We start from the raw sequence: 24,889 nt of genomic DNA on the forward strand, positions 1-24,889 counted from the left end.
AAGAGCAACTGCGTTTATCCGCGTTCATCTGTGGTTAAACTTTCTACACCAACAATGTTTGCATCAAAGGCTTATCCTCAGATAACTTCCCAGTCCGCAACCATTCATTCAGTTCTGCAGGTACTTTTGCCCGAGCAAGGCGTTCCCGCAGTTGTGAACCTTCCAGAATTTCTTTTTGCAACAGTTCCTGTGCTGTTTCCTCCAACAACTCACGATTTTCATGCAGGATGCTCAAAGCAATGTGGTGGGCGTTATCCACAATTTGCTTCACCTCACGGTCAATTTCTTCTGCGACTTTAGGGCCGATCGCACGACGTGGGTTACTGTAGCCTTCAAGAAATTGTTGTTGAATCTTCTCAAACGCTACAGGACCTAATCGATCGCTCATCCCATATAAGGTAACATAGCGTTCTGCAAGGTCAGTTGCTTTTTGGATGTCGTCACTAGCACCAGTAGACACCTTACCAAAAACAGTTTCTTCTGCAGAACGTCCACCCAATAGGGTTGCGATGCGTCCTCGTATTTCGTCTTCTACCATTAAAAAACGATCTTCTTCAGGCATCTGTATAGTGTATCCCAATGCTCCTACACCACGAGGCACTACAGAAATTTTCTCGACTTTACCTGCTCCTGGCATCAAAGCACCAATAATGGCGTGACCAACTTCATGATAGGCAACAGTCTTTTTCTCAGTTTCATTAAGGATTCGAGAGCGTTTTTCCAAACCAGCAACTAGCCGTTCAATAGCTTCATTAAAATCAGCCATTAGAACTGCTTGCCGATTCTGGCGTGCAGCAAGGAGTGCAGCTTCGTTGACGAGGTTTGCTAAATCTGCCCCAGCAAATCCAGGTGTCTTAATGGCGATAGTACCCAAATTAACGTCTTCAGCCAATTTGACATTTCTAGCATGAACTTTGAGAATCGCTTCACGACCAACTTTATCAGGGCGATCGACAACAACTTGACGGTCAAAACGACCCGGACGGCGCAGTGCTGGGTCAAGAACTTCAGGACGGTTGGTAGCAGCAATGATAATAACGCCAGTGTTGGCATCAAAGCCATCCATTTCAGTTAATAACTGGTTGAGAGTTTGTTCTCGCTCATCGTTACCGCCAACAAAAGAACCAGGACCACCACGAGACTTACCCAATGCATCTAATTCATCAATAAAGACGATACAAGGGGCTTGCTGTTTAGCTTGTTCAAAAAGATCGCGAACTCGTGCAGCACCCACACCAACAAACAGTTCGATAAATTCAGACCCAGAAATGCTGAAGAAAGGCACACCAGCTTCACCAGCAATGGCTTTCGCTAACAGTGTTTTACCTGTTCCTGGAGGTCCGATTAACAAGACTCCCTTGGGAATGCGTGCGCCAACAGCAGTAAACTTTTCTGGCTGTTTGAGGAATGTAACAACTTCTTGCAGTTCTTCTTTAGCTTCTTCAATACCTGCTACATCATCAAATTTTACTCCTGTTTTCGCCTCCATCTGGAAACGAGCCCTAGATTTGCCGAAATTCATGGCTTGACTCGAAGCGTTAGTCGAGCGGCGCAAGAACAACAGCATTAAGGCAACCAGTGGTAAAATCCACATGAGGTTAATCAAAAGACTGACAGCAGCTCTACTATTAGCAGAGGAGACTTCCTCAAACACAACGTTATGGTTTTTCAGTTTATTAATTAACTCTTGGTTTTGTTCTAAAAGTCTCACTTGCTGTGGGGGTGTATCTGGCTTTTGGTCTTTGAGATACACTCTTGCCACCTGTTCGGTTTCATCAAGCTCTACTCTTTTAATATCGCCCTTCTGTACTTTCTGGATTAAATCTCCGTAAGACAGGGACTGAGGATCGCGCTCTACCTTCTGCCCCAGAGCAGGACCTCCCCCTAGCAAACCGGGCATCACCATCAAACTGGCAGCCAGCGCTCCAGTCAACGCTGCTCGCTTTGCTGTTTGTTGTTTCATCAATGTTTTTTTCTCAAATTTTTTCATAATAATTACCCTCGATGTGCTGGCACAAGCTGAGCGCTCATAATTTATGGCTGTTCTTCTAGCAAATAATTTTTTGGTGTCTAACTCTCTAGTGTAGCTTCCACAAAAAACCATTCCCAAGTTTTTCCCTTTGATCCTTTTGATTTCCTTCAAAGCATTTACTACTTACAATTTTCTCTCATATAAACGCATACAAGGTTGACGAGAGTATGGGGTGCCAAGGTGCCCTATGGGAAATAATTCGCCCCCAATAGCAGCTGAGTTTTTCACAAACGAGAATTCAGCCTCATAGCAGAAAATTTTTTGTTTTTTGGAGTTTGACATATTATGTCACAATTCGCTACACTATAAGTGTAGTCGTAATGAGTCCGTTTTGCAAAAAAAGAAAACGGTTCAGTAGTGAACTTTTTATTAAGGGATTTCCAAGAAATAAACTCTTCATTTTGTGGTGTTGAGAGCAGCGCCGTGCTCTGGTTCCCAGAGTTAAGGCGACTGTCGGGCATCTCCGCCCGTCCCGTACAAGTGGCTCTCTAGAAGCCTGCACCACAAGAAATATTTGAAGACTTTTTTATTTGGAAGTTCCTAAAGCTAGTTAAATTTGAGAACTTGTGGGTTAGCTATGGTAAAAATTGTTGGAATTGGCGGCAGCTTAAGAACAGAGTCTTACACTCAATTGGCGTTGAACTTAGTCGCGCAACGAGTAGAAGCCCTGGGTGCAGAGGTTGAAATTCTCGATTTGCGGCAAATGCAACTACCATTTTGTAATGGTGAACAGGAATATCCAGATTTCCCAGATGTTCAACGGATGCGTGATGCAGTAGGTAATGCTGATGGTTTAATTTTGGCAACACCAGAGTATCACGGTGGCGTGAGCGGTGTCCTAAAAAATGCTTTGGACTTGATGAGTTTCGACCAATTTTCTGGCAAAGTGGCGGGACTGATTAGCATTTTGGGAGGACAGCCCAACAGTAACGCATTAAATGACTTGCGAATCATCCTTCGATGGGTTCACTCTTGGGTCATTCCCGAACAAGTTGCTATCGGGCAAGCGTGGAAAGCTTTTAGCCCTGAAGGTAAACTTCTTGATGAAAAGCTCTCCCAACGCTTTGACCAATTTGCTCAGAGTTTGGTTGAAAATACGCGCAAGTTGCGAGGAGTGAATTAGAACCAGATTAGGAGAAGAACATATCCGTAGGAAACTTCTTTGACAGGGAGGAGTTTCCCTATAATTGGTTTGCGATAAACTACTTGCTTTGCTCAACGTGCTCAACAGGACTTCCACTTGATACTGTTGTGAGATGGGGTTTTTGCCGAAAACGAGCTTCCGCAGTCTTAATAATGATATACAAAATTGGGATGACAAATAGACTCAGCACAGTAGCAACGCACATTCCTCCAAAAGTTGCAGCTCCCAAGGATTGACGAGCAGCAGCTCCAGGACCCGTTGCTACCATAAGTGGAATGCCACCAGCAACTGTTGAGAAAGCTGTCATCAAAATGGGTCGCAGACGCTCCTTAGCCGACTCGATCGCTGCTTTTGGAATACTCAAATCCTGGTCGCGGAGTTGGTTGGCAAATTCCACAATCAGAATGGAGTTTTTACTTGCCATACCGATGAGCATGACAAATCCGACCTGAGTATAAATATCATTAGCAGAGCCTTTGATCAAAACAGCAATTAATGCACCCAAAATTGCCAACGGCACAGTTAGTAGGATTATGAAGGGATCGACAAAGCTTTCATATTGGCCTGCCAGCGTGAGAAAGACAAAGATAACACCCAAAGCAAAGATGAAGATGGCTTGTCCTCCGGATTCAATTTCTTCCAGAGAAAGCCCAGACCACTCATAGCCCAATCCCTTAGGGAACGTTTCTTTGGCAGACTCCTCCATTGCTTTGAGGGCTTGACCTGAACTTACACCAGGAGATGGGGAGCCATTAATTTCAACAGAGCGAAAGAGATTGTAATGGCTGATGACTGAGGGAGCAATAATTTCTTTAATCGTTACTAAATTGCTCAGTGAAATCATTTGACCTGTTTGGGAACGCACGTACAGCTTTTTAATATCTTCTGGATTTGAGCGAAACTCTTGGTCTGCCTGAACGTAAACTCGATACGCCCGATTGAACTGGTTGAAGTCATTAACATAGGTTGAACCAAGAAAGACTTGCAGGGTGTTGAAAATATTTTCAACAGGAACCTGGAGCGCATTTGCTTGGGTGCGATTGACCTCCACGGAAATCTGGGGTGTATTGGCGTTTAAATTGGGGCGCAACCCAGTTATTTGAGGTCGTTCGGGAGATGGGTAGGTGCTGGCTCGACCAATAAAGTTGTTGAGGATTGTACCGATCGCATCAAATCCCAAATTTGCCCTATCTTGTAGGTGAAACTCAAAACCACCAAAGTTACCAACACCGTTAATAGCTGGCAGGTTAAATGGAATCACAGTTGCTTCCTGAATGCCCAGCATTTTAGGGAATAACCCAGAAGGTTGTGGGAAGAAACCGCCAATAATGGCTTGTAAAGATTGGTTTATTTCCCTGCGCTCTTGCCAAGGTTTTAAGGTTGTAAATATCAAACCGTTATTAGGTGTTGAACCACTAAAGCTAAAGCCACCCACCGCGAAGATTTGCTGGACTTCTGGCACTTCTTTCAGAATTGCCTCAGCTTTCTCCAAAACCTTTTCAGTATAGTCAAGAGACACACCCTCTGGCGCTTGAACGATGGTGATAAAGACGCCTTGGTCTTCATCTGGAATAAAACCTGCTGGCACCAAATTGTATATCCAGTAGGTAAGCACCAATGCACCTGAGAAGAGCAGTAAAACAATGCCTTTATGCCTGGTTAAGCCTGCAATGCTGCGACTGTAAACCAGTCGAGTTTTATCGATCGCCCAGTTAATACTATTAAAAAACCCGTTATTCTGTGCCTGACCTCGTTTGAGTAAAACGGCAGACAGCATTGGGGTAAAGGTAACAGCGTTAAAGGTAGATATAGTGATAGAAAACGCAATTGTCAGCGCAAACTGCTTGTAAAGCTGTCCTGTTGTACCGGGGAAAAATGCGACTGGCACAAACACTGCAATCAATACGATAGAAGTTGCAATTACAGCGCTAAACAGTTCGTTCATCGATGCGATTGCGGCTTCCACAGGTTTTAGTCCTTCATCCTGAATTCGGCGAGTAATATCCTCTACAATGACCACCGCATCATCTACTACCAGACCCGTTGCTAGCGTTAAGCCGAATAGAGTCAGGGTATTGATAGAGAAATTCAGGAGTTTAACGAAGATAAATGTGCCAATGAGGGCTACTGGCATCGCCAAGGAAATAACCAATGCAGCCCGCCAATTCTGTAAAAACAGGTAGACAATGAGGACGACCAAGCCGACTGCTTGGAATAAAGACACAATAACTTCTTCAGTTCCTGCTTCAATAAACGTGGTAGTATCGAAAGCTACTTCATAACGTATGCCGGGTGGAAAATTTTCAGCTAATCGCTTCATTTCCTCTTTGACTGCTGCTGCCGTATCCAGCGCGTTGCTACCAAATTGCTGGTTAATCCCCAATCCCACTCCTCGGTGCGTCACGCGGTCTTTAGAAGTAAACCGCAGCAAAGAGCTGTAGTTTTCTGCTCCCAATTCAGCCCGACCCACATCCTTCAGCTTAATCAGCAAACCCTCTTCAGTCGTTTTAATGACAAGCTCGTTGAATTCCTCAACGTCTTTGAGTCGTCCTTGAGCATTGACAGCGTACTGATACTGCTGACCGGATTTAATTGGAGGTTGTCCGATCTGTCCGGCACCAACTTGCAGGTTTTGTTGCTGAAGTGCTGTAATGACATCTTGGGGAGTCAAATTCCGGCCGGCGAGACGACTGGGGTCAAGCCAAAGACGCATGGCATATTTCCGCTCACCAAATATCTGAACATCACCGACCCCTTTGATCCGTTTAATAGCATCCGCAACAAAAAGGTCAGCATAGTTGCTGAGATAGGTGTCGTCATAAATATCTTGCCCTTTGCTTTCATCGCGTTCGGAGTAAAGCCCAATTGCCAGCAAAAAGTTATTGTTAATTTTTTGGACTTGTACACCTGTTTGAGTCACAGGTCCTGGTAACCGCGATAGAACCGTTGACACCCGGTTCTGTACATCTACCGCTGCAATGTCTTGGTCTTTCCCCTGGTCAAACGTCAGGTTAATACTACTGGTTCCATCATTAGCACTAGTAGATTTGATGTATCGCACACCCTGAATACCATTGAGTTGTTGCTCCAAAATATTGGTTACAGTAGATTCCACGACTTCCGCATTTGCCCCAACATAGTTTGAAGTTACGCTAACTTGAGGCGGAGCAATTTCAGGATACTGAGCAACTGGCAACGTTGGGATACACGCAATTCCCAGTAGTGTAATGATAATAGAACATACCGTTGCAAAGACAGGTCGTTTAATGAAGAAGCCAGAGAGGGAAAAAATCATAAAGTATATCTCACCTGTCGTTGACAAGTTAAAAAAATTTTAAAGTAATAAATCTAACTGTGATTGAAATTTTGTACTTTTTAACATTTGAAGGATAAAGTATAAAATAAATTAATTTTTTATACTTCATCCTTGAGCCTTTATTCTTTTTTATACTTCATCCTTGAGCCTTCGTTCTTTAACGACAAGACTCGTAAATTACAGCAATTGCAAAAAAACAGAAGATAAAGACTGCAATACGGAAAAGCCATTCCCATACAATCGAGGCTAGAAGTATTTGAACAATTGTGGAAGCTCCAAAAACTTTAGATATGACATATGCGATCGCAAAACCAAGCAAAATTAACAGAAAATATTTTAGACCTTTACAAGCCCACTTAAACAGCAGATTGCGATCGTTAGTTAGATTAGTTTTCATGATTTTGCCCTTTTTGAGAATTAAATTTTGCGATAAATTGCCAGAAACAAAAAAACGGATGCGCGAAGCTGAAGCTTCAGTCGCAACCGTCGTGGTTATTGCCATCGATAGGTTGTTAACAAAGACTTATTAGATTACCCAAAACCAATCTCACGTTAGGTGAGATTCAGCTTAAAAATGCATGAAGTGGAACTATGCTGTTCTCACCTCTAAGATTAAGGCTTTAATCCGTGAACTACCGATAACAAAAGCTGGAACCCGTACCGACCATCATGTCCGCGATGCACGATCGTAATAGTTGCATAGCCTTGTTGCAGACAAAAAGTCTCAAATAATGCACTGTTAAGCTTTGCCAGAACCTGTTCGAGAGTTTCTAAGGTTTCTCGCTGTCTGGGTAACGCTGGTGTCTCCCAAACATCTAAGTCTTCCGGCGCTATCGGGAAATCTTGGAAATCTCCGCAGCGGCACTCGACTTTATAATGACTTTGATAAGGACAGCATCGGATTTCTATCAGCCCAGTGTCATTACATTCGTGAAACCTATTTATTTTTTGTTTGCAGTAGTCGAGGATTTTCTCTACTGCTTTGGGAAGCATAATTTAGCTGGTTACTGTAAATTGAGTAGACAATGTTAATTGTAATCACGTTTTTATTAGTAAAATGTATTTAAATATACAAAAAATTAAGATTTTTTGACTAAAGTTGTTAATTTAATTTACAGTTTAATAAAATAGACATATATTTTTCTTTTTTATGTATATTTTAACACAAAAATAGAATTGATAAAAATTATAATGTAAATTAAATTTACATTTATATTTTGCATAAAATAAAGGGAATGAGTAAAGAAAGCGTTGGAGATCAAGAAGCACTGCGCGAGATGCTCCACTTCTTCCTAGATAAAATGGGAGCAACACAGGTAGAGCTCTCGGAAGGAATGGGCGTTAGCCGACCAGTTGTTATCGATTTTTTAAATAAGGAAAAAGAACGGTTGCCAGTCGATCGCGAGGGGTTGATTCAACTGTGTAAAAATCTTCGCAATCGCAGGGCATCTAAAAGGAAATTAAAAAGAGAGAATGAAAAAACTTCACAAGAAATAGAATCTAATCCTGACGAACTACGAAAGTTACTGGGAGACACCGGAGCTGATGAACTACTGGAGTCTGCTGGTTTCTTACCTGAGAAAACAAAGATTATCCGGGTAAGCTCTGAGAGATTTTTTCAAATTGCTCAAGTAGCTGCATTGCTTGAGTTGTTGGAATTTGAAGATTTATTATCTACAACTCAAGAGTTCGTGGCAATTGCAAGCAATAAACTTGCGATCGCAAGTAACAAACTTTTTTGGAAATCCGGTTCCTCTCAGGAAAATGACTCCCTGGGGTATCTCATTGAAAGCCTCCGGAACTCTCATCCAACATTTCTGGGTTTAAAACTAAGATTAGAGGTTATTGAGAAACTAGGGCGAACCTGGGAAAGACTAAAAGCTGGAGGAAAAACAAACTTCTCTCGCCAAGAGGCAATTGCGCTTTTCCTGAGTATTACCATTAAGGAGCAAATGCTCAAATATCCAACTAACCTTCATCTTAGAGTTCAAAAGTTGGAATTCAAAACTTTATCGCGAACCATTCATCAGGAAAAGGAATATAGCGAACTATACCATAGATTTGTACAAATTAGTCATCAGGCAGAATGCGAGCTGAAGACTCCAGGTATATGCCCACCAACAAAACTAGAAGCACAATCCCTCCATTCGCTCAATCCCGTGATTATGGCGGTAGTTACTTGTAGCTTTAGTTATGATGGTAAATCTCATGAATTTCTTGAATGGATGTATACCTCTAGCAACACCATAGTAGAGAATGCGATTGGTGCTTGTAGCTTACACATGGGGTTGACTGAGGAGATAGCTAACGTTACCCTATCAACAAAAACCTTGGACAGCAGCGTTGATTCTTTGGTTGAAACAACAGTAGTTTTGGGAAATCAGCAACAGTATCAAGGGATTTGGGTTGACCGAGACTCAATGATTACTATACTGCAAGCAATTGTCTCTGCTGCAAAGCAATGGATATCAGAGCGGAGTTGCAATGGTGAACTCAACTTGGAAATTTATAGTTCAGCATGCAAAACTCTCTCTGAGTTGAGAAGGAAATTAACCAAAGTCAGGATGGCTTTTCAAAATTTCCAGTTCCTTGATGAAGAGTGCGAATCTACTCAAATTAAGAGGATTGCTGATACAGCTAGAGATGAATTGAAAAAAATTCCTCAAGAAAAAATTTACTTTTCATATCGTCTCAACTTTTACCGCTGCTATTTCCTTGCAAAACGACTAGAGTTAAGGCTATCAAATTTTCAAGGTAACATCAGTAACGCAGAACTGCTGATTCAAGAAATTAAAGAAACTCTTGAGGAAGACTGCAAAGTAAAAGAAGAGCTAGTTCCCATTCAAGCTCTAATTCAATCAGAAATTTATTTGTATGAACTTTCTTGCGGACATGAGGTAGATTTATTTGAACCCAGCCAGAGGAAAAAGTGGATTGGATTAACAAAATGGGACACTAAAATTAAAGAGGCAATTAGAGTAGGTTTTTGCTACAAAGACCCTGGTTTAGATATTTATCAAGCCTTATCTGAAATTTATGGAAATGCAGCGCGGATAGAATTCTACCTTTCTAATGACAGAAATACACTTGAAGAAACTGCAGCACATTTTCTGAGAGCAGCTCATTACGCATCACGTATTGGTTTAACTCAGCGAATGGTTCGATGGCTAGCTTTAGCAGGACGAGTGTGGGTCAGGCTTGGAGATGGTAAATTGACAATACAGGCATTAAGTTTTGCCAGGAAATTTGCTAAGGCAGACCTAACAACCGGTCACAGTCATAATTTCTGCCAAGCAGTTCTTTCAGAAATTAACTTGCTTGATGGAGAATATTCACTTTTCATTAAAAATGACCCTACCAGAGCGTTAGAGAGTTTTTTAGAGGCACTGAAGGGGTCTGTATACCTAGGGTTGAACCGTCGGATATGTGATGCGCTTGTCAATATTTCAAGGTGCTCGAAGAAGCTTGGCAACTTGAGTGTCAAGGAGGGACTTAGCAGAGTTTTTAAGGAAGAAGATCGCTTAACTGAATCAAACAAACGTAAATTGAATTCAATGAGAAACCATACTTCCGAGAAAGTTTTAGATTTGCTCTGCAGTCTGTCGAATGGAGAAGATAATCCTACCTGGTTCCAAGTACGGGGTGAGTTTTCCAAGCTTGCTGCCGAGACTTGGCAATTATGGCATCATAATACATCTAAGACTGGAGGGAAAACAAAACACCCCATCGCCGAGCTGATTGAAAGTGAATCTTGGCTTCGTCAAGTTAATTAGAGCGTCGGTACAGTAGTCAAAATGAAAGTACAAAACACATTTTTTCTCGGCTGACATTTCATGAATGTAGAGACGCGCCATGGCGCGTCTCTAAAAAGAACTTGCAATATAGGGCTGTTACTTCACTCCTTCAACCTTGATATTTCTCCTGCAAAGACGCTACGCGAACAACCTTTTTGTACTAGTCCGTTTAGTGATGGTGGTGGTGATGTCCTGCAGCTAGCTGTGGATTAACCGTCACCGCGTCTTCTGACAGCAACTCGCTGATATGAGCATTTGCCCACTCTGCTGCCATTGCCAAAAATTCAGGACGATCGTTGACGCAGGGCATTTGCAAGTAATTGATGCCAGAGTGTTTTTTATCTAAAGAGTGAATAATGTGATGTACATCCAGCAAGGTTTCGTGGTTTTCTGTTGCAAAACCAATCGGCATGAATACGATCGCTTTCGCACCCAATTGAATCAAGTTATTAGCTGCCTGTTCGACGTTTGGCTGCGTCCATTCAATTAAGGGGGTATCGTGGTTAAGCCAACCCACAGAGATGAGGGGGTAGCGGTTGATCAGGCGATCGCGAACTAGGTCGTAGAGTGCTTGACTTTCGGTAATCCCGGAGGTAAAGCCTTTGGCTTTATGGGGACAACCGTGGTTCATTAGTATGATACCGATTTGAGAAGGTAAGTAGGCATTGACTAAATCTGCACCAATTTTTTCTTCAACAAGATGTGCCAACAAATCAATGTAGGTTGGTTCGTTGTAGAAAGAGGGGATATAGCGCTGCCCTTTGACCCAATGTTCGTTACCATCTGCCATTTTGGCTAAAGCATTGTTGACTTGCTCAATGGCAATACCGCTAGTGAAGATAGAATCAACAACTAGCAATGGGTAAATGAGTATTTTGTCAAAACCTTGGTTTTTAATTTCCGCAAGGACTTGATGGGGTAGGAACGGGGCGCAGAAGTTGAAAGCTTTGAAGACTTTAACTCCTTCTCCCCACTTAGCTTGCAGGTGTTCCTCAATCCCAGCGCGTTGTTTTTCAAAAATGGAGTTATGTGGGGAAATGAAATCATGGTGTTGGTGTCCCCACTCATGACGGTCAAATAACGCCAAAAGCTTTGCTAGAGGTGGATAAACCCAAGTCGGTACTGGTGCAAATTTTGCCGTAAGTAAGTTTAAAGCCTGTTCGTTATAGTTAGCGAAATCCTCGTAACTTTCAACTTCGCCGTAGCCCATAAGCAATACAGCGACTCGTTGTCGATCTGACGCTTCCCCGTGTGATTTTTGTAGTTTTTCCGGCGTGGCAACCACAATAAATTCCTCAATACAACTTCAAGAGTGTGGTTTTTCTTACTTGTAACATTTTATCCTATCCGGGGGGATAGGATAAAAAAGTTAATTTTAGCAGTGCTTCTCAAGATATACTCCATATCCTTCTATGGAAATACACAAGCAAGCGGCTTTGGTGCGATGCACAATGATTATCAGCGATTTGCAGATTTTACCAGCGAAAAGTGTTAGATTTATAACAATTTATGTTGCGAATTAACAAATTACACAAGCTGCTACTCCAATAGATAAATGAGTATAATCCTTTGCCCAGGAATTCACGAGCCAGGTTTAACTCAAAGCTTTGTATCGGCGTGGCTAGATCGTCAAGCCCGTTATGGAGCAACAGATCGGAAAATAGGAGATATACTGGTTTTTCCAACCAACGGCTGTTTAAGTTTATCAGCACTTCACATATTTAAATTTTTACACGAATCCTTAGGGAATAGGCTAGAATCGCCAGTTGTATTCATTAGCTTTAGTGCCGGTGCAGTTGGGGCAATACTTGCCGCTCATATGTGGCAAATATTCGGAGGTCATGTTAAAGCTTTTATTGCTATAGATGGATGGGGAGTCCCTCTTTTTGGCAATTTTCCTATCTATCGGATGAGCCACGATTACTTCACTCATTGGAGTTCTTGTTTACTTGGCAGTGGTCACAGTAACTTTTATGCAGACCCATCTGTTGACCATTTAGAAATGTGGCGGTCTCCACAAACTGTTCACGGCTATTGGGTGGATTCATCTACCGGGGACTTTCTTCCCAAAGAACGCTTGAGTGCATTTGAGTTCTTACATCTGCTTGTGAAGCGTTGTGAAGAAAATTAGTCCGGAAAACAGATTTGCTATGCGGGAGTGAGAAATGATGGAGTACGGGCAACCTTCACTCCCTCACTGAGACACTCCTCACTTCCTTCAATCACTATCTCAAAATTTCTTTCTGATGTTTCCAACTGAACCCGCTGCTGTCAATACTGGGTTTGCCGCCCTGCTAAAAAACCGTAGTTTTATGCTTCTGTGGATTGGACAGTTGTTGTCCCAGCTAGCAGATAAAGTCTTGTTGGTTTTATTAGTTGCCCTGCTAAAGAATTATCAACCTCCTTTAGGATTGGCAGAAAACTCCATGTACTCCACTTTGATGGTGGCATTTACAATACCAGCGATTTTATTTGGTTCAGCTGGTGGCATCTTTGTTGACCGTTTGCCGAAAAAACTCATTTTGATTGGATCGGACGTTGTACGGGGACTCATGATATTGTTGATTCCCCTTTTGCCACGAGAGTTCCTGCTTTTATTGATCGTGACCTTCGCTATTTCGACTGTGACACAATTTTTTGCGCCAGCCGAACAAGCTGCCATTCCTCTTTTGGTCAATCGCGAGAATTTAATGGCAGCAAATGCGCTGTTTAGTAGCACAATGATGGGAGCGATGATTGTTGGCTTTGCGATCGGGGAACCAATGTTGAGTTTGGCTAAAGCCTTGATTGGAGAAGAGTACGGTCAAGAATTGACTGTTTGCGCGTTGTATCTGCTTTCTGGTGCCCTGATGCAGCCAATTCACTTCAAGGAATATCAACCAACAGCAGACCAGGAAAAGCATATCAATCCTTGGACTGACTTTAAGCAGGGCTTACGCTACCTTAAGAAAAATCGCTTGGTATTAAATGCCATGCTGCAGCTTGTCGGGTTATATTGCGTGTTTGCAGCGTTAACGGTACTGGCAATTAGGTTAGCAAAAGAGTTTGGTTTGCAAGAAAAACAGTTTGGCTTTTTTTTAGCGGCAGCTGGAGTTGGTATTGTATTGGGTGCAGCAATTTTGGGTCATTGGTGCGATAAATTGCACGGTAAGCCCTTACCGCTCATTGGATTTTTGATGATGGCGCTGGTGTTGGGAGTATTTACTTTTACTAATAGTTTAGCTTTGGCTCTAGGGCTTTGTGCCATCTTAGGTATAGGGGGCGCTCTGATTGGGGTGCCCATGCAAACTCTGATTCAGCAACATACTCCACCAGCAATGCATGGGAAAGTGTTTGGTTTCCAAAATCACGCTGTCAATATTGCTCTTTCGGCACCATTGGCAGTCACTGGACCAATAACAGACGTTTTGGGCTTGCGGGTAACGCTGGTAATTATGAGTATATTAGTCGCTGCTGTGGGAATTTGGACTTGGCACAACACCCGTCGGGTTTTGGAAAATGTACTCTGAAAATCAAGAATCTTTGACTATTTTGATGATTTAGTTAAAAAATCTGTCATTTCTGGATGAAGATTTGATTTAAAATGAAACATTAAATACTACAATCAAGCATTGTTTTCGCTATCCTGTGAGGTTTGGCTGTGCGTTCACCAAGTGTCTCCAAAGGAGATTCGCTTTCCCCAATTAGTCTTCCGCAAATAGAAAATCAAACAGATTCAAAGGTTTCTAAATCGTCAGTGGCACCAAAGCGTGTAACTGGTGGTGGTGCGCTGCTTGACAGTCTCAAGCGTCACGGCGTCGAGTATATTTTCGGTTATCCTGGTGGTGCGATTCTGCCGATTTACGATGATTTGTATAAAGCAGAAGTTGAAGGTCGCGGGATCAAGCATATCCTAGTGAGACACGAACAAGGTGCAGCACACGCTGCAGATGGCTATGCTCGTGCAACGGGAAAGGTAGGGATATGCTTTGGAACTTCTGGTCCTGGGGCAACCAATTTGGTCACGGGCATTGCCACTGCTTATATGGATTCTATCCCTATGATTATTGTTACCGGGCAGGTACCACGTCCGGCAATTGGCACAGATGCCTTTCAGGAAACTGATATTTATGGAATTACCCTACCAATCGTCAAGCACTCCTATGTCGTGCGCGATCCCAGAGACATGGCACGCGTTGTTGCTGAAGCATTCCACATTGCCAGCACTGGACGCCCCGGACCTGTTTTGATTGATGTACCCAAAGATGTTGCTTTAGAGCAATTTGACTATGTTCCTGTAGAACCGGGTTCGGTCAAATTACCAGGGTATCGTCCCACAATTAAGGGCAACCCAAAACAAATCCATGCAGCAATTCAGTTAATTCGTGAAAGTCGGCGTCCTTTGCTGTATGTAGGTGGGGGTGCGATCGCTTCGGGGGCACAACAAGAAATTAAACGCTTTGCAGAGTTATTCAACATTCCCCTGACTACGACATTAATGGGACTGGGTGTTTTTGACGAACACCATCCCCTCTCCTTGGGAATGTTGGGGATGCACGGGACTGCCTGTGCAAACTTTGCTGTCACTGACTGTGACTTGCTGATTGCTGTGGGAGCACGATTTGACGATCGCGTTACGGGCAAGTTAGATGAATTTGCCTCCCGCGCAAAAGTCATTCACATCGACATCGATCCAGCAGAAGTGGGTAAGAACCGCGTTCCCGAGGTGCCCATCGTTGGCGACGTAAAGTTGGTATTGCAAGATTTATTGCGTCGGTGCAAAGAAGGCGGCTCACCCAACCAAACCCAAGATTGGTTAAATCTGATCAACCGGTGGAAAGAAGAGTATCCTCTAGAAGTGCCCCGTCATCCTGACAGCATCTCACCTCAAGAGGTCATAGTAGAAGTTAGTCGCCAAGCACCCGAGGCAATTTACACCACAGATGTAGGTCAACATCAAATGTGGTCAGCACAATTTCTTAAGACTGGTCCCCGACGCTGGATTTCCAGTGCCGGTTTGGGAACAATGGGTTTTGGTGTCCCCGCAGCAATGGGCGCAAAAGTTGCTTTCCCCGACAAACAAGTCATCTGTATTAGCGGTGATGCCAGTTTCCAGATGAACTTGCAAGAATTGGGAACGCTAGACCCTCTCCCCATCTCCCCCTCTCCCCATCTCCCCATCTGCCTTAATGATAAGTCTTTACCCGGACATGATATTACCCCTCCCCAGCCCAGCCCCTTATAAAGGGAGGGAACTGGATCTGCTTACTTGTTTGGAATCTTATATCATTAATAAATTGCCACTGTACTTATTAAGAAACTTCTAGCAAAACAAGTTACCGAATCAGGAGTGTATTGCAATGGGTTCCAAAAAAGCGATCGCGTTGTTTCTTTCTTTAGGTTTAGCAGCTACCATCAGTGGGTGTAATGAGGCATCTAACGGTGGCGGTGAAGGTGTTAAAAATAACCCGAACACCCAGCAGTCACCCAAACAATCCAATGAAGGTGGTGAAGGTGGTGAAGGTGGTGAAGGTGGCGAAGATGATGACAATCAAGGTGGTGAAGGTGGCGAAGGCAATTGAAGTATGAAGTATAAAGGATAAAGTATAAAATGAATAAATTGAGAGGCAAGAAAATCGGTTGGGAATTTGTTCTTAACCATCAATAAATTCAGGAGGCAGTGCCTTAGCTTTCTCTGCCGATCCTAAAGCAACTGCCATCATCTTGTATCCATCCATCAAGCCATCTTTCATACTTTATCCTTCATCCTTCATCCTTTCTATGATTCTTTGCATTGAGAATGTTCTTACAACTGATGAACTAGATTTTATTGTTGGTAAGCTCAAGAATGCTGAATTTATCGATGGTAAAACCACAGCCGGATGGCACGCTAAGCTAGTTAAGAATAACAAGCAGTTACCAAACAATGCACTTACCGAAGAAATCAGAAGTATTGTGACACGGGCACTAAAACGCAATCATCTATTCCAAGCCGCTGTCAGACCAAAAGTTATCCGTCCTATCATATTTAGTTGTTATGAACCAGGTATGTCCTACGGTTCCCATACTGATAACGCCTTGATGGGAGATGAGGTTGTCACTCGTTCTGATGTGTCATTAACTCTCTTTCTTAGCCCTGCTTCTAGTTATACAGGTGGGGAGTTGGTTATTGACACGTCTTTGGGTGAGCAAGCTTTTAAACCAGAAGCAGGTTCGATGATTGTTTATCCATCTTCAACGCTGCATCAAGTAGAAACGGTGACAGAGGGCACAAGACTTGCGGCTGTCACCTGGGTACAAAGTCTTATCCGCGATTCTGGAGAACGAGAAATTTTGTTCGATTTAGAGACTGTGCGGCAAGTTATGTTTCAGAAGTATGGGAAAACACCAGAATTTGATTTAATTAGCAAAACCCATGCCAATTTGTTGCGGAAATGGGTAGATTTGTGAATAAGGCTTATAAAAAATGATTGGAGATAATAAATGGCATTAAATTTTCGTAAGATACATAGAAAAATAGCTCCTATTGTTTTCTTGCCGCTATTAGCTAGTGCTTTAACTGGAATTGCCTATCGGGTAGGAAGAAGTTGGTTTAATATACCGAATCAATTGGCAAATTTTTTCATGGTGATTCACCAAGGAGAATATCTCGGTCAACCACTTGTACCTATTTATGTTCTCTTAGTTGGGCTGGGACTTATAGCGATGATTGTAACTGGTTTGAGTATGACCAAATTATTTGATAGCAATCGTTCTTCACCAAAAACTTCAAAGCTTAATTTCCGAAAAGTTCATCGAATTCTTGCGCCTATTGCTTTTTTACCCTTGGCTGTCAGTGCCCTAACAGGTATTATCTACAAATTGGGTAGAACCTGGTTTGGAATGCCTGGGGAACAAGCTGCACTTTTTTTAAGAATTCACCAAGGAACATATTTAGGTCCCGCTCTCAGAACATTTTACGTGCTTTTAGTTGGGTTGGGACTATTAGTCATGTCAATCACGGGTATCCGTATTAGTGGTATATTCCGCAAGCGTCCGGCTTCAAACGTCGGTAGTTAACATTCTATTGCTTAAAAAATTGACTGGCTTTGTCTGCCTTCATGGCTTTGTCAACGGTTACGTTCAACTGAGCCCCAATCAGCATGCATAAGGAGCTGAGATTGAGCCAAAGGAGTAACACAACCCCTGCGCTGAGGGTTCCATATGTCAGGTTATAATTATTAAAATAAGTTACTATATAAATGCGGAATATTTTGGAAAAGAGTTCCCATAGCAATGCAGCAATAATTGCTCCTGGTAGCAAAGGCGCTCCTTTACGCCACCGACTCGGACCAAATCGGTAGACAAAGCTAAATGCAACAGCTAGTATGACGAGTGTTAAAGCCCAACAAAAAAGATTCCAGAGCGATAACAAGCCCCATGCTGGAATTAGAGCGATCGCCAACCCAAACTTAATTAACCAATTGCTAACAAATACCAGAAACGAGGCGGACATTATTAAAATAATAGTACCAATTGTTAGACTCAGAGAAACTAATTTTGCTTTCCAAAAAGGTCGTCGTTGTTTTATGGGGATTTGATAAATCCGATCTAATGCGTTCATAGCAGCATTAAGAGCGCCGGATGCAACCCAAAGTGCTACCAGACAACTGACGAAAACAACCTTTCCACCCTGGGGCAGTCTAATTCTGTGAATAAATTCTTGAATCAGATATATAACGGGTTCAGGCGCAACACTTAGGACTTGGCGTGCTAAAAAGTCAACCTTTTCTTGAGAAATTTCTAACATCCCAATCGCTGCAAGAATTGCTATAAGGGTAGGAAACAGTGCTAACAAATTGTTGTATGCCATTTCCGCTGATAGACCAAGCAATCGTTGTTTGCCAATTTCCACAACGACCTGTTTGAGAGTTTTCAAATTGAGATAGCAAAAGAAGCGAAAAAAACGAATAGATGGCATTGTGTCAGAATTTTAAATAACAACCACAGCTTAGCGACACAACTTCCATCTCGTGTTCTATCTAACAGTAGGGTAATGCAAGCGATCGCATACCTGACAGGTGGAGTACTGTTTCAGGCCCCTTACAGGGAATTAGTTAGCGGAAAGTCTCTGAAAACTCGCAACCCTAATAGCGGTAAACAGCACAGTAGCAACTAGTTATCTGTGGTCATACGAATACGCCCTAGTAAGCTGTAGAGGAAAAACCTCTACAACTTGGCTTAAGAAATCCTCCTAGAAGTTCCTAAGACTTCAACACTTTGACAAAAGCAGTTAAAGAGCGGAACAACAGAACTAAAACCAGAAGAGTTGTAATTGCAACGCCTTCAGTCTGCAATAACTGCATCTCTCCAATACTGCATAGACTTGTTGGTACAGCTATCTCTGTCCCACTAAACTCATTGCCATTCTCCTTGAAGGACAAAGCCAGCCCAGTAATACGGTGACTGCCATCGCTTCTGCTGTAACATTTCTAGCTGCGCTTTTCTCAATGCTGCTGCTGGCATAAGACCTTCTTTTAGCATTGCCGAGTAGAATTTTTGCATTAACATCGCTGTCCCTTGGTCATTGACATTCCACAAACTAACTAAGACGCGTGGTGAACCAGCATACATAAAGCCACGCGTTAGCCCTATTAATCCTTCACCCCTAACTTCTTGACCCAATCCAGTTTCACAAGCACTCAGCACGACCAGTTCGGCTTTCAAGGAGAGATTGAATATGTCATGCAGTCGCAAAAAGCCGTTTTGGGGAGAACCTAATGCGTCTACGAGAGATAGCACAAGCCCAGATAATTCGGGATGTGCGCTGTTAAGGATTCCATGAGTTGCAAAATGTACAATGCGGTATTGCGACAAGTCAGAGCTAATTGCTTGCCCTCGATTTGCCTCAAAATCAAGTGCTTTTAAGCTGGCTGCTGTTGGCACAAGTTGCAAAATCTGTTGGGCTTCTTGGCGCGTAAAGGTTAGGCGACTAAACTTAATGCCTAATTCTCTGGCAGACCGTAAGAGCTCTTGCAGTGCTTGGGTTTGCTCATCGACACCGGCAGCGCCTGTGCCTGTCTGCTTCAAAAACTCAACTGGAGTTTTCTGCAATCGCTCATCATCTTTATTAAAGACTGGATCTGCCAGCACTGCGATTGTTTTGGGAGCAGTTCGGCGGAAAATGCGTTCTTGCCTCAGTACTGCTAAGGTAGAAGCTGAGGGTAAATAAACAATTTCATGTTTGGCAAACAGTGGTATTGTCTGTGTTCCTGATGTTCTGGGTAGAGGTAATGCTGCAAAGGGTAGATACTGTAAAGCACCGTCACTAACGATAAGCAAGCGTTTCTTGCCCAATTTATCAGCCACTGGTTGCAGGAGCGTCTGAGTGAGTTGAGCAACTACTGTAGAGCTATTGAAAGAACCAACACCAGAGTCTGCTCCTATTTCCGTGTCCGAGTTAAAGTAATAATCGGGCATTTTCAAAAGATAGTAGAACTGCTGCGCGAGGGCTTCGATGTCTGCGCGTTTGGGTAGTTCATAACTGGTGATGCTTGTTTTGGTAACAGCCCAGAGGTAACTGCGCTCTTTTCCAAGGGAGTATTCCAAAAGTAGGGTGTTTTCATCAAGTACTGAGGTTTGAATTTCTGCTAATGTCAGTGGCTTTGGTTGAGTTAGTGCTGCATAGCGCGGGCTGGTGGTGCGAATTTTTGTCTGAAGTTGCTGGTATTTTTCTAAAAGTACCTCAATATCTTTTTCTAAAGTTTGCATCTGTTGTTCGTTGTTGTGCTCGCTCAGTAGTTTTGCACGATGTTGCTCAAGTGCATCGAATTGAGAACGCAATTCGCGTTCTTGTTCCAATAAACTCGCCTTGACACCCTGACGAATGTCAACTTTAGCCTCAGCCAGGATTTCTAAAAGAGTTCGAGCACGCGTGCTTTCACTCATTTGCAATGCTAAGGCGTCGTATCCTTGTGATGGTTGCTGTTTATGTAGCTGCATCAGCAAGTCAATGTAAAACTCGTAACAATTTTGCACCGAGGCAAAGTAGGAAGTACGTTGTTTAAGACTGGTTATCTTAATGCGTGATGACTCGATAATTTTAATTGCTGCTTCAATTTGAATGCGAGCTTCATTGAGATTGCCGCGATCGCGTTCAATATTAGCGATACTGTAAAGTACTTTGGTTTGACTGGAGTAATCTCGTAAGATTGGATCGCGAAAAAGGCGCAGCGCTTTTTTATAGTACTTCAGTGCCTGCTGTTTGTCGCCTAAATCGTCGTAGGTTCTGCCAGTATAATCAAGAGTAACAGCTTCACGATCTGGACGACCGCACAATCTCCCTAGCTTCCACTCTCGAAGTGCCTTTAGAAACTTCTGAAGTGCCAGCTGTCGAGATTGTGTCGTTCCTTGCTCAAGCAGTTGTATGCCATTTGCTAACAATTTTTTGGCAGAGGTACGAGCCCCCTCGCATATACCTATCTGTACAGCAGCATTAGAAATAGAATTTAGAACAGATTGATCTAGTGCAATCTTCGTACCTTTTGCCTCAGGAGTTGCTACAACTGGCTTTGAAAACAGCATAACGCCGAGCGAGACGGTTAAACTCCAATAGACAAAACCGAAAAACCTTCGTCTTTCAGTTAAGAAGGAATTTATTTTATGAGCCATATCCCCCTTCCTGTTTACCTTTTCAGGGTTATTGGTGTACGCGGTTCATTAGGGCTACTTACTTTTCAGTAGACTGCATCGCATTTTCAAAAAATAACTGTTTTTTGTAACAAATCTTGACAGCAAAAGATTCAAGCTCATCATCACAAGAGTGGCAATTGATGCAACTCACTGAGGGGTTACTTGGCTTAGCCAGAGTTGTCTCAAGTAGTGCCAGCGATCGCATATGTGTCAATATGACGAGATGCATCTGGAAGTGCTCCCCAATGCCGGAGATTTCGAGCCAATCGTCCCCACCTCAGCCGTGTGGCCCGCAGTGCGACAGGCTGTCTTGTCTCTTGTGAAGCCCACTCCTAACTACACTCGTTTGTTTTCAGTGCCAGCATTGAATATTAATCGACCAAAGCGTTGAAGAACAGTCAACTCGCACCTGCTCCAATTCGTAATTCATGGATTTTTAATTACGAATTACGAAGAAAATTTCCCATGACAGGTGAGTCTCTGTTCTCCAGCAAACTGCTTGCAGTCAGTCTGGGAGTACGTCACAAGCGGTAACTGCATAAGTTAACTCTATTTTCACCAATAAATATCTGAAACCTCCTCTTAAGCTATACAAAGCATTAGGTAAAAATACCCTGGATGTCACAGCATTCAAGGGTTTTTATTTTAGTATGGCGATCGCTCCCCAATACTGCTTGGTTAAAAAGATTGTCTATTGAATGAACTCAAAAAATAATTTTGAAACTTACGGCAGCCTTTACCATCAGGCAATTGGCTGTCTAACTATTGGACGAATCTAAATGTTCTACCGAACAACGATACAGGTTGACAAGATGACTATCAGCCAAGGTGTAATAAACGTTTTGACTTTCCCGACGGTAGTTAACTAAACGCATTGCTTCTAATAATCGCAGTTGATGACGAAATATGACCTCTCATTTCTAATTTATATGACTTTTTCTGACTGATTGTACTTAACAGCTATGCTTTAATTCTTTTTGTAACAAGTAAAGTGCAATAGTTCAATAAGTTTGAACAATACTATCCCTATGATAAATATCTCCAAAAGTTTAATCGCGATGCCACTAACCTTTTTCGTTTTCACTGCTCCAGCAGCAGCTAGCTGTGACATGAGCAACTATACTGTGACCAACATAAATGGAACCAGGATAAATTATGGCAATACACAGTGGCCAGTTAGCAGTATCAACATATCAGATCCCTTTGGTCCAAGACGCCTAACTGAAAATTCTAATAATTATGATTTTCATAGAGGCTTAGATTTCCAAGACCAAGAAGGAGTTCCCGTTTATGCCATTGCCGATGGTACAGTGAATAGAGTTCAGGCAGATTGTACTTCTTGTGCTTTCCCAAATGGCGGAAATGTTGTTGTTATTAAGCACTCACTACCTTCAGGAGTAAACTATGTTTTAAATGGTCAGTCCTTTACCGAATATTACTCAATTTACTCTCACTTAAAAGACTTTAAAATTGACGATGTAGGAACAACTTTAACAACTGGAACAACAATTACAAAAGGGAGTCGTATAGGTAGTCTTGGTGCTACAGATGCCAACTATCCTCATTTACATTTAGAGACAAGAGTTGGTACTACTTGCTCGGCAGAATCGCAGCAGAATTCTAGTAGTTCCTGCTATCAGAGATTTGGTTCGCAGGTAATAGACCCTAGTGTTCATCCGCTCTATTTTTTAAATTATGTGAATGATGTTTACGTTGAAAATAATGCTTATGATGTTTGTGTGGCAAAAGCTCCCAATGTCAAAGTTAAATTGGAGAGCCCAAGAAATGAACTAGACTTTAATGAAATCGAAATTATTTCTGGCGGGCAAAGCAAGAAAATTAATTTTACCACGAAAGCAGGAATTAATTTAAGTAATATCGACCAAACCCCCTATGATGGAGTGACAATAATTCCACCCGATTTTAACTCTAGTAGTCCTAAATATACTATTGAATTTGATTTTGCAAATTTCACCAATTTTGACGAAATTACAGTCAGAGATATATGGGGGAATGGCAAAAAAATAGTCCCTAGACCTTAATCTTGATAGTTAAGTAAGTTGGTGTGAATAAACATAACTTGGTATTAAGGCTTATAGTGGTTAGTAGTTAGTGGGCTTGAAAACATCTCAACATTTGTTTATTGATATAGATAGGTTTATTTGCACCCACCTACTTAGTCGTTAAAGCCAACATACAAACTAATATGGATTGTTATCCACTGATTCACAAACCTAAAAGCGATCTCAGGAGCCTTCCACAGGTGCAAACCTCGGTTATTGGTGAAGGTATGTATATCCGTGCAGATGGCAACGGTTACGGACACGTCATTCTTCAGTTGGAACCGAATCAAAATGCAGATGGGTGTTTTATGTTGTGGTCAGTCACCCACGACCAAATCCCAAATTTGAATCGCGAATACTTAATTACAGAGTATTATTTGAAGGATGTTTATCAAGGGTTGTGTGAAGCGATCGCTGAAGAAGTTCAAAATTATCGCTACACGCAATATGTACCCTTTCCTTATGAAAACACAAATGTGAGAATTATAGGAGGCTCTTACCATCCCATTGATTCCAGAGCTTCCTCCTTTCAAATAGCTGCTTATATTGCTCTAGCTCGGGCAGTTTCACAGTTACCAGATAGCCCTTCATACTTGCAGGAAATTCCCAGCTTACAACCGAGACGTAAACCTCAACCAAACCTGTTAATGCCTGAATTTAACAACATTCAAGAAAAGTACCGCAATTTGCACTCCTTTTTGCAAGCCAGAAGATGGAAGAATGCTGATATTGAAACTCGCAAGCTGATGTTTGAATTGGCTGGAGGAGAATATTCGATTCGCGATGATTACTGGCTACCGTTGAAAGGGATTTTCAAAATCCCTGAAGCAGTCAGCTCTAAAATTACCAATTTTTGTAACTAGGTCTACGAAGTCAGAAGCCTACACCGACCTATTGTACGGTGTAGGTATTTCGCACCATACTCTAGTACACCAGGTTACCAGTACCGCGTAACTGCCGCAATGAATTTATGCAAGCGGGACAATCGCACCCAAATAACTGAATTGCAGCATCACTTTCCTCGTCAGTAAACTCCAACGAGGCAACATTTTGGGCTGCTTGTCCTGTGGTAACAGTTGATGCAGGTGCTTCACCGGGAGGAAGCTTCCTTTCCGAATCTCGAATGCACACAAGTTTGTTAACAGCGTGGGGGCTGATAATACAGGTACTATCATTTTGGTGTATCAATTTTTGCGTATTAGCTGCATGAGTAGGACTGATAATCCCTAATGTGGACATTAGCGATACAAAAATTGAAGAACTAGATAGTAAGTTAAGAATGAGCTTTTTGTTCATGGTCTTTCTCACAATATGTGTATGACCGCTTAGATTATTCGATTCGTTATCAAAGGTCAAGAGAATTTTCACTTGCAATAGCTAAACTGAGTTGACAATCATCACAGTAAAAAGTTTCCACCTTTTCTTTTTTTTGTAAGTTGGTATGAAAAAACTTGACAGAACAAGGTTTTGCCAAATTTTTAAATCAAGACTACCATAATTGAACTTATACCGTACTTTTTGACCTTTGTACAGCAAGGAATAAGGGTTACACATGACAGTCCATCGAAGAGGTTTTGCAGTTCTATGTTTTCTGATTCCTGAAAACCATTTGGTATTTTAAGATGGCGACTGCACTCAAAATTTATTGTTCAAAAAATAAGAAAACTCTTAATAACGGGGAACAGCCTCAACCAAAGCTTACCAATAATTAAAACCATAGGTATTTGGTTCAACAATATGGAAGAACTATAACGGAATATTTTGGTTTTTGCGCTCTCGAGTAAGGCGATTAAAGCGGTAAATGAAGTATAATTGCTGAAGATACCATGACCCATTGGCTAATTACCGGACATCTTCAGCCAACCAAAAATCGTATCTACTGTTATGTCA

At 42.2% G+C, this 24,889-nt stretch carries 18 protein-coding genes and 2 pseudogenes; 11 read left to right on the forward strand and 9 right to left on the reverse strand.

Annotation, left to right across the window (positions count from 1 at the left end; all coding sequences use genetic code 11):
* Positions 1–43 precede the first annotated feature (43 nt).
* Positions 44–1,990 (reverse strand): ATP-dependent zinc metalloprotease FtsH, encoded by a 1,947-nt coding sequence (gene ftsH / locus ACYRY3_RS25645; RefSeq protein WP_460204450.1) that lies wholly within the window; start codon positions 1,988–1,990, stop codon positions 44–46.
* Between the two features lie 619 nt (positions 1,991–2,609).
* On the opposite strand from ftsH, the gene ACYRY3_RS25650 reads away from it, so the two are divergent.
* On the forward strand, positions 2,610–3,155 hold the full coding sequence (locus ACYRY3_RS25650; protein ID WP_460204451.1) for an NADPH-dependent FMN reductase: 546 nt from the start codon (positions 2,610–2,612) through the stop codon (positions 3,153–3,155).
* A 79-nt stretch (positions 3,156–3,234) separates the two neighbouring features.
* Here the strand turns inward: ACYRY3_RS25650 and ACYRY3_RS25655 are convergent, their stop codons facing one another.
* The 3 genes from ACYRY3_RS25655 to ACYRY3_RS25665 all read right to left on the reverse strand — a co-directional run bounded on the left by ACYRY3_RS25655 (position 3,235) and on the right by ACYRY3_RS25665 (position 7,485).
* Positions 3,235–6,471 (reverse strand): efflux RND transporter permease subunit, encoded by a 3,237-nt coding sequence (locus ACYRY3_RS25655; protein ID WP_460204452.1) that lies wholly within the window; start codon positions 6,469–6,471, stop codon positions 3,235–3,237.
* Between the two features lie 178 nt (positions 6,472–6,649).
* Positions 6,650–6,994: a hypothetical protein gene (locus ACYRY3_RS25660; RefSeq protein WP_460204453.1), complete on the reverse strand. Its 345-nt coding sequence runs from the start codon at positions 6,992–6,994 to the stop codon at positions 6,650–6,652.
* Between the two features lie 110 nt (positions 6,995–7,104).
* Positions 7,105–7,485, reverse strand: coding sequence for a hypothetical protein (locus ACYRY3_RS25665; protein WP_460204454.1), 381 nt, complete (start codon positions 7,483–7,485; stop codon positions 7,105–7,107).
* A 242-nt stretch (positions 7,486–7,727) separates the two neighbouring features.
* Between ACYRY3_RS25665 and ACYRY3_RS25670 the strand changes: the two genes are divergently transcribed.
* Positions 7,728–10,265, forward strand: coding sequence for a hypothetical protein (locus ACYRY3_RS25670; RefSeq protein ID WP_460204455.1), 2,538 nt, complete (start codon positions 7,728–7,730; stop codon positions 10,263–10,265).
* A gap of 190 nt (positions 10,266–10,455) precedes the next feature.
* On the opposite strand, the gene ACYRY3_RS25675 is transcribed toward ACYRY3_RS25670, so the two are convergent.
* A complete protein-coding gene (locus ACYRY3_RS25675) occupies positions 10,456–11,571 on the reverse strand; it encodes a ferrochelatase (protein ID WP_460204456.1) in 1,116 nt (371 codons plus the stop codon).
* Positions 11,572–11,841: 270 nt separating this feature from the next.
* Here ACYRY3_RS25675 and ACYRY3_RS25680 point away from each other — a divergent pair, with 270 nt between their 5' ends.
* From ACYRY3_RS25680 to ACYRY3_RS25705, 6 genes and pseudogenes are all read left to right on the forward strand, one after another.
* Positions 11,842–12,417, forward strand: coding sequence for a hypothetical protein (locus tag ACYRY3_RS25680; RefSeq protein WP_460204457.1), 576 nt, complete (start codon positions 11,842–11,844; stop codon positions 12,415–12,417).
* Between the two features lie 115 nt (positions 12,418–12,532).
* Entirely contained in the window at positions 12,533–13,795 is a 1,263-nt protein-coding gene (locus ACYRY3_RS25685) for an MFS transporter (protein ID WP_460204458.1), read from the forward strand.
* Between the two features lie 131 nt (positions 13,796–13,926).
* Positions 13,927–15,408 (forward strand): annotated as a pseudogene (ilvB, locus tag ACYRY3_RS25690) (biosynthetic-type acetolactate synthase large subunit); the annotation flags it as partial.
* A gap of 217 nt (positions 15,409–15,625) precedes the next feature.
* Positions 15,626–15,847, forward strand: a complete 222-nt coding sequence (locus ACYRY3_RS25695; protein ID WP_460204459.1) for a hypothetical protein — start codon at positions 15,626–15,628, stop codon at positions 15,845–15,847.
* 199 nt (positions 15,848–16,046) lie between these two features.
* On the forward strand, positions 16,047–16,715 hold the full coding sequence (locus ACYRY3_RS25700; protein WP_460204460.1) for a Fe2+-dependent dioxygenase: 669 nt from the start codon (positions 16,047–16,049) through the stop codon (positions 16,713–16,715).
* Positions 16,716–16,748: 33 nt separating this feature from the next.
* Positions 16,749–17,324, forward strand: a complete 576-nt coding sequence (locus tag ACYRY3_RS25705) for a PepSY domain-containing protein (RefSeq protein WP_460204461.1) — start codon at positions 16,749–16,751, stop codon at positions 17,322–17,324.
* 4 nt (positions 17,325–17,328) lie between these two features.
* Here the strand turns inward: ACYRY3_RS25705 and ACYRY3_RS25710 are convergent, their stop codons facing one another.
* Both ACYRY3_RS25710 and ACYRY3_RS25715 read right to left on the reverse strand, forming a co-directional pair.
* Positions 17,329–18,225: a YihY/virulence factor BrkB family protein gene (locus tag ACYRY3_RS25710; RefSeq protein ID WP_460204462.1), complete on the reverse strand. Its 897-nt coding sequence runs from the start codon at positions 18,223–18,225 to the stop codon at positions 17,329–17,331.
* Positions 18,226–18,662: 437 nt separating this feature from the next.
* Positions 18,663–20,915 carry a CHAT domain-containing protein gene (locus ACYRY3_RS25715; protein WP_460204463.1) on the reverse strand — a complete coding sequence of 751 codons (2,253 nt, stop codon included), beginning with the start codon at positions 20,913–20,915 and terminating at the stop codon, positions 18,663–18,665.
* Between the two features lie 226 nt (positions 20,916–21,141).
* On the opposite strand from ACYRY3_RS25715, the gene ACYRY3_RS25720 reads away from it, so the two are divergent.
* The gene (locus ACYRY3_RS25720) at positions 21,142–21,327 is read left to right on the forward strand and encodes a hypothetical protein (protein WP_460204464.1); all 186 of its coding nucleotides are present in this window, start codon (positions 21,142–21,144) and stop codon (positions 21,325–21,327) included.
* Positions 21,328–21,694: 367 nt separating this feature from the next.
* Here ACYRY3_RS25720 and ACYRY3_RS25725 read toward each other — a convergent pair.
* Positions 21,695–21,835, reverse strand: a pseudogene (locus tag ACYRY3_RS25725) (ArsR family transcriptional regulator); the annotation flags it as partial.
* A 129-nt stretch (positions 21,836–21,964) separates the two neighbouring features.
* Here ACYRY3_RS25725 and ACYRY3_RS25730 point away from each other — a divergent pair.
* Both ACYRY3_RS25730 and ACYRY3_RS25735 read left to right on the forward strand, forming a co-directional pair.
* Positions 21,965–22,978 (forward strand): M23 family metallopeptidase, encoded by a 1,014-nt coding sequence (locus ACYRY3_RS25730; RefSeq protein ID WP_460204465.1) that lies wholly within the window; start codon positions 21,965–21,967, stop codon positions 22,976–22,978.
* A gap of 164 nt (positions 22,979–23,142) precedes the next feature.
* Positions 23,143–23,862, forward strand: coding sequence for a hypothetical protein (locus ACYRY3_RS25735; protein WP_460204466.1), 720 nt, complete (start codon positions 23,143–23,145; stop codon positions 23,860–23,862).
* 61 nt (positions 23,863–23,923) lie between these two features.
* On the opposite strand, the gene ACYRY3_RS25740 is transcribed toward ACYRY3_RS25735, so the two are convergent.
* Positions 23,924–24,295: a hypothetical protein gene (locus tag ACYRY3_RS25740; protein ID WP_460204467.1), complete on the reverse strand. Its 372-nt coding sequence runs from the start codon at positions 24,293–24,295 to the stop codon at positions 23,924–23,926.
* Positions 24,296–24,889 lie beyond the last annotated feature (594 nt).

Source organism: Scytonema sp. NUACC21, assembly GCF_054684315.1.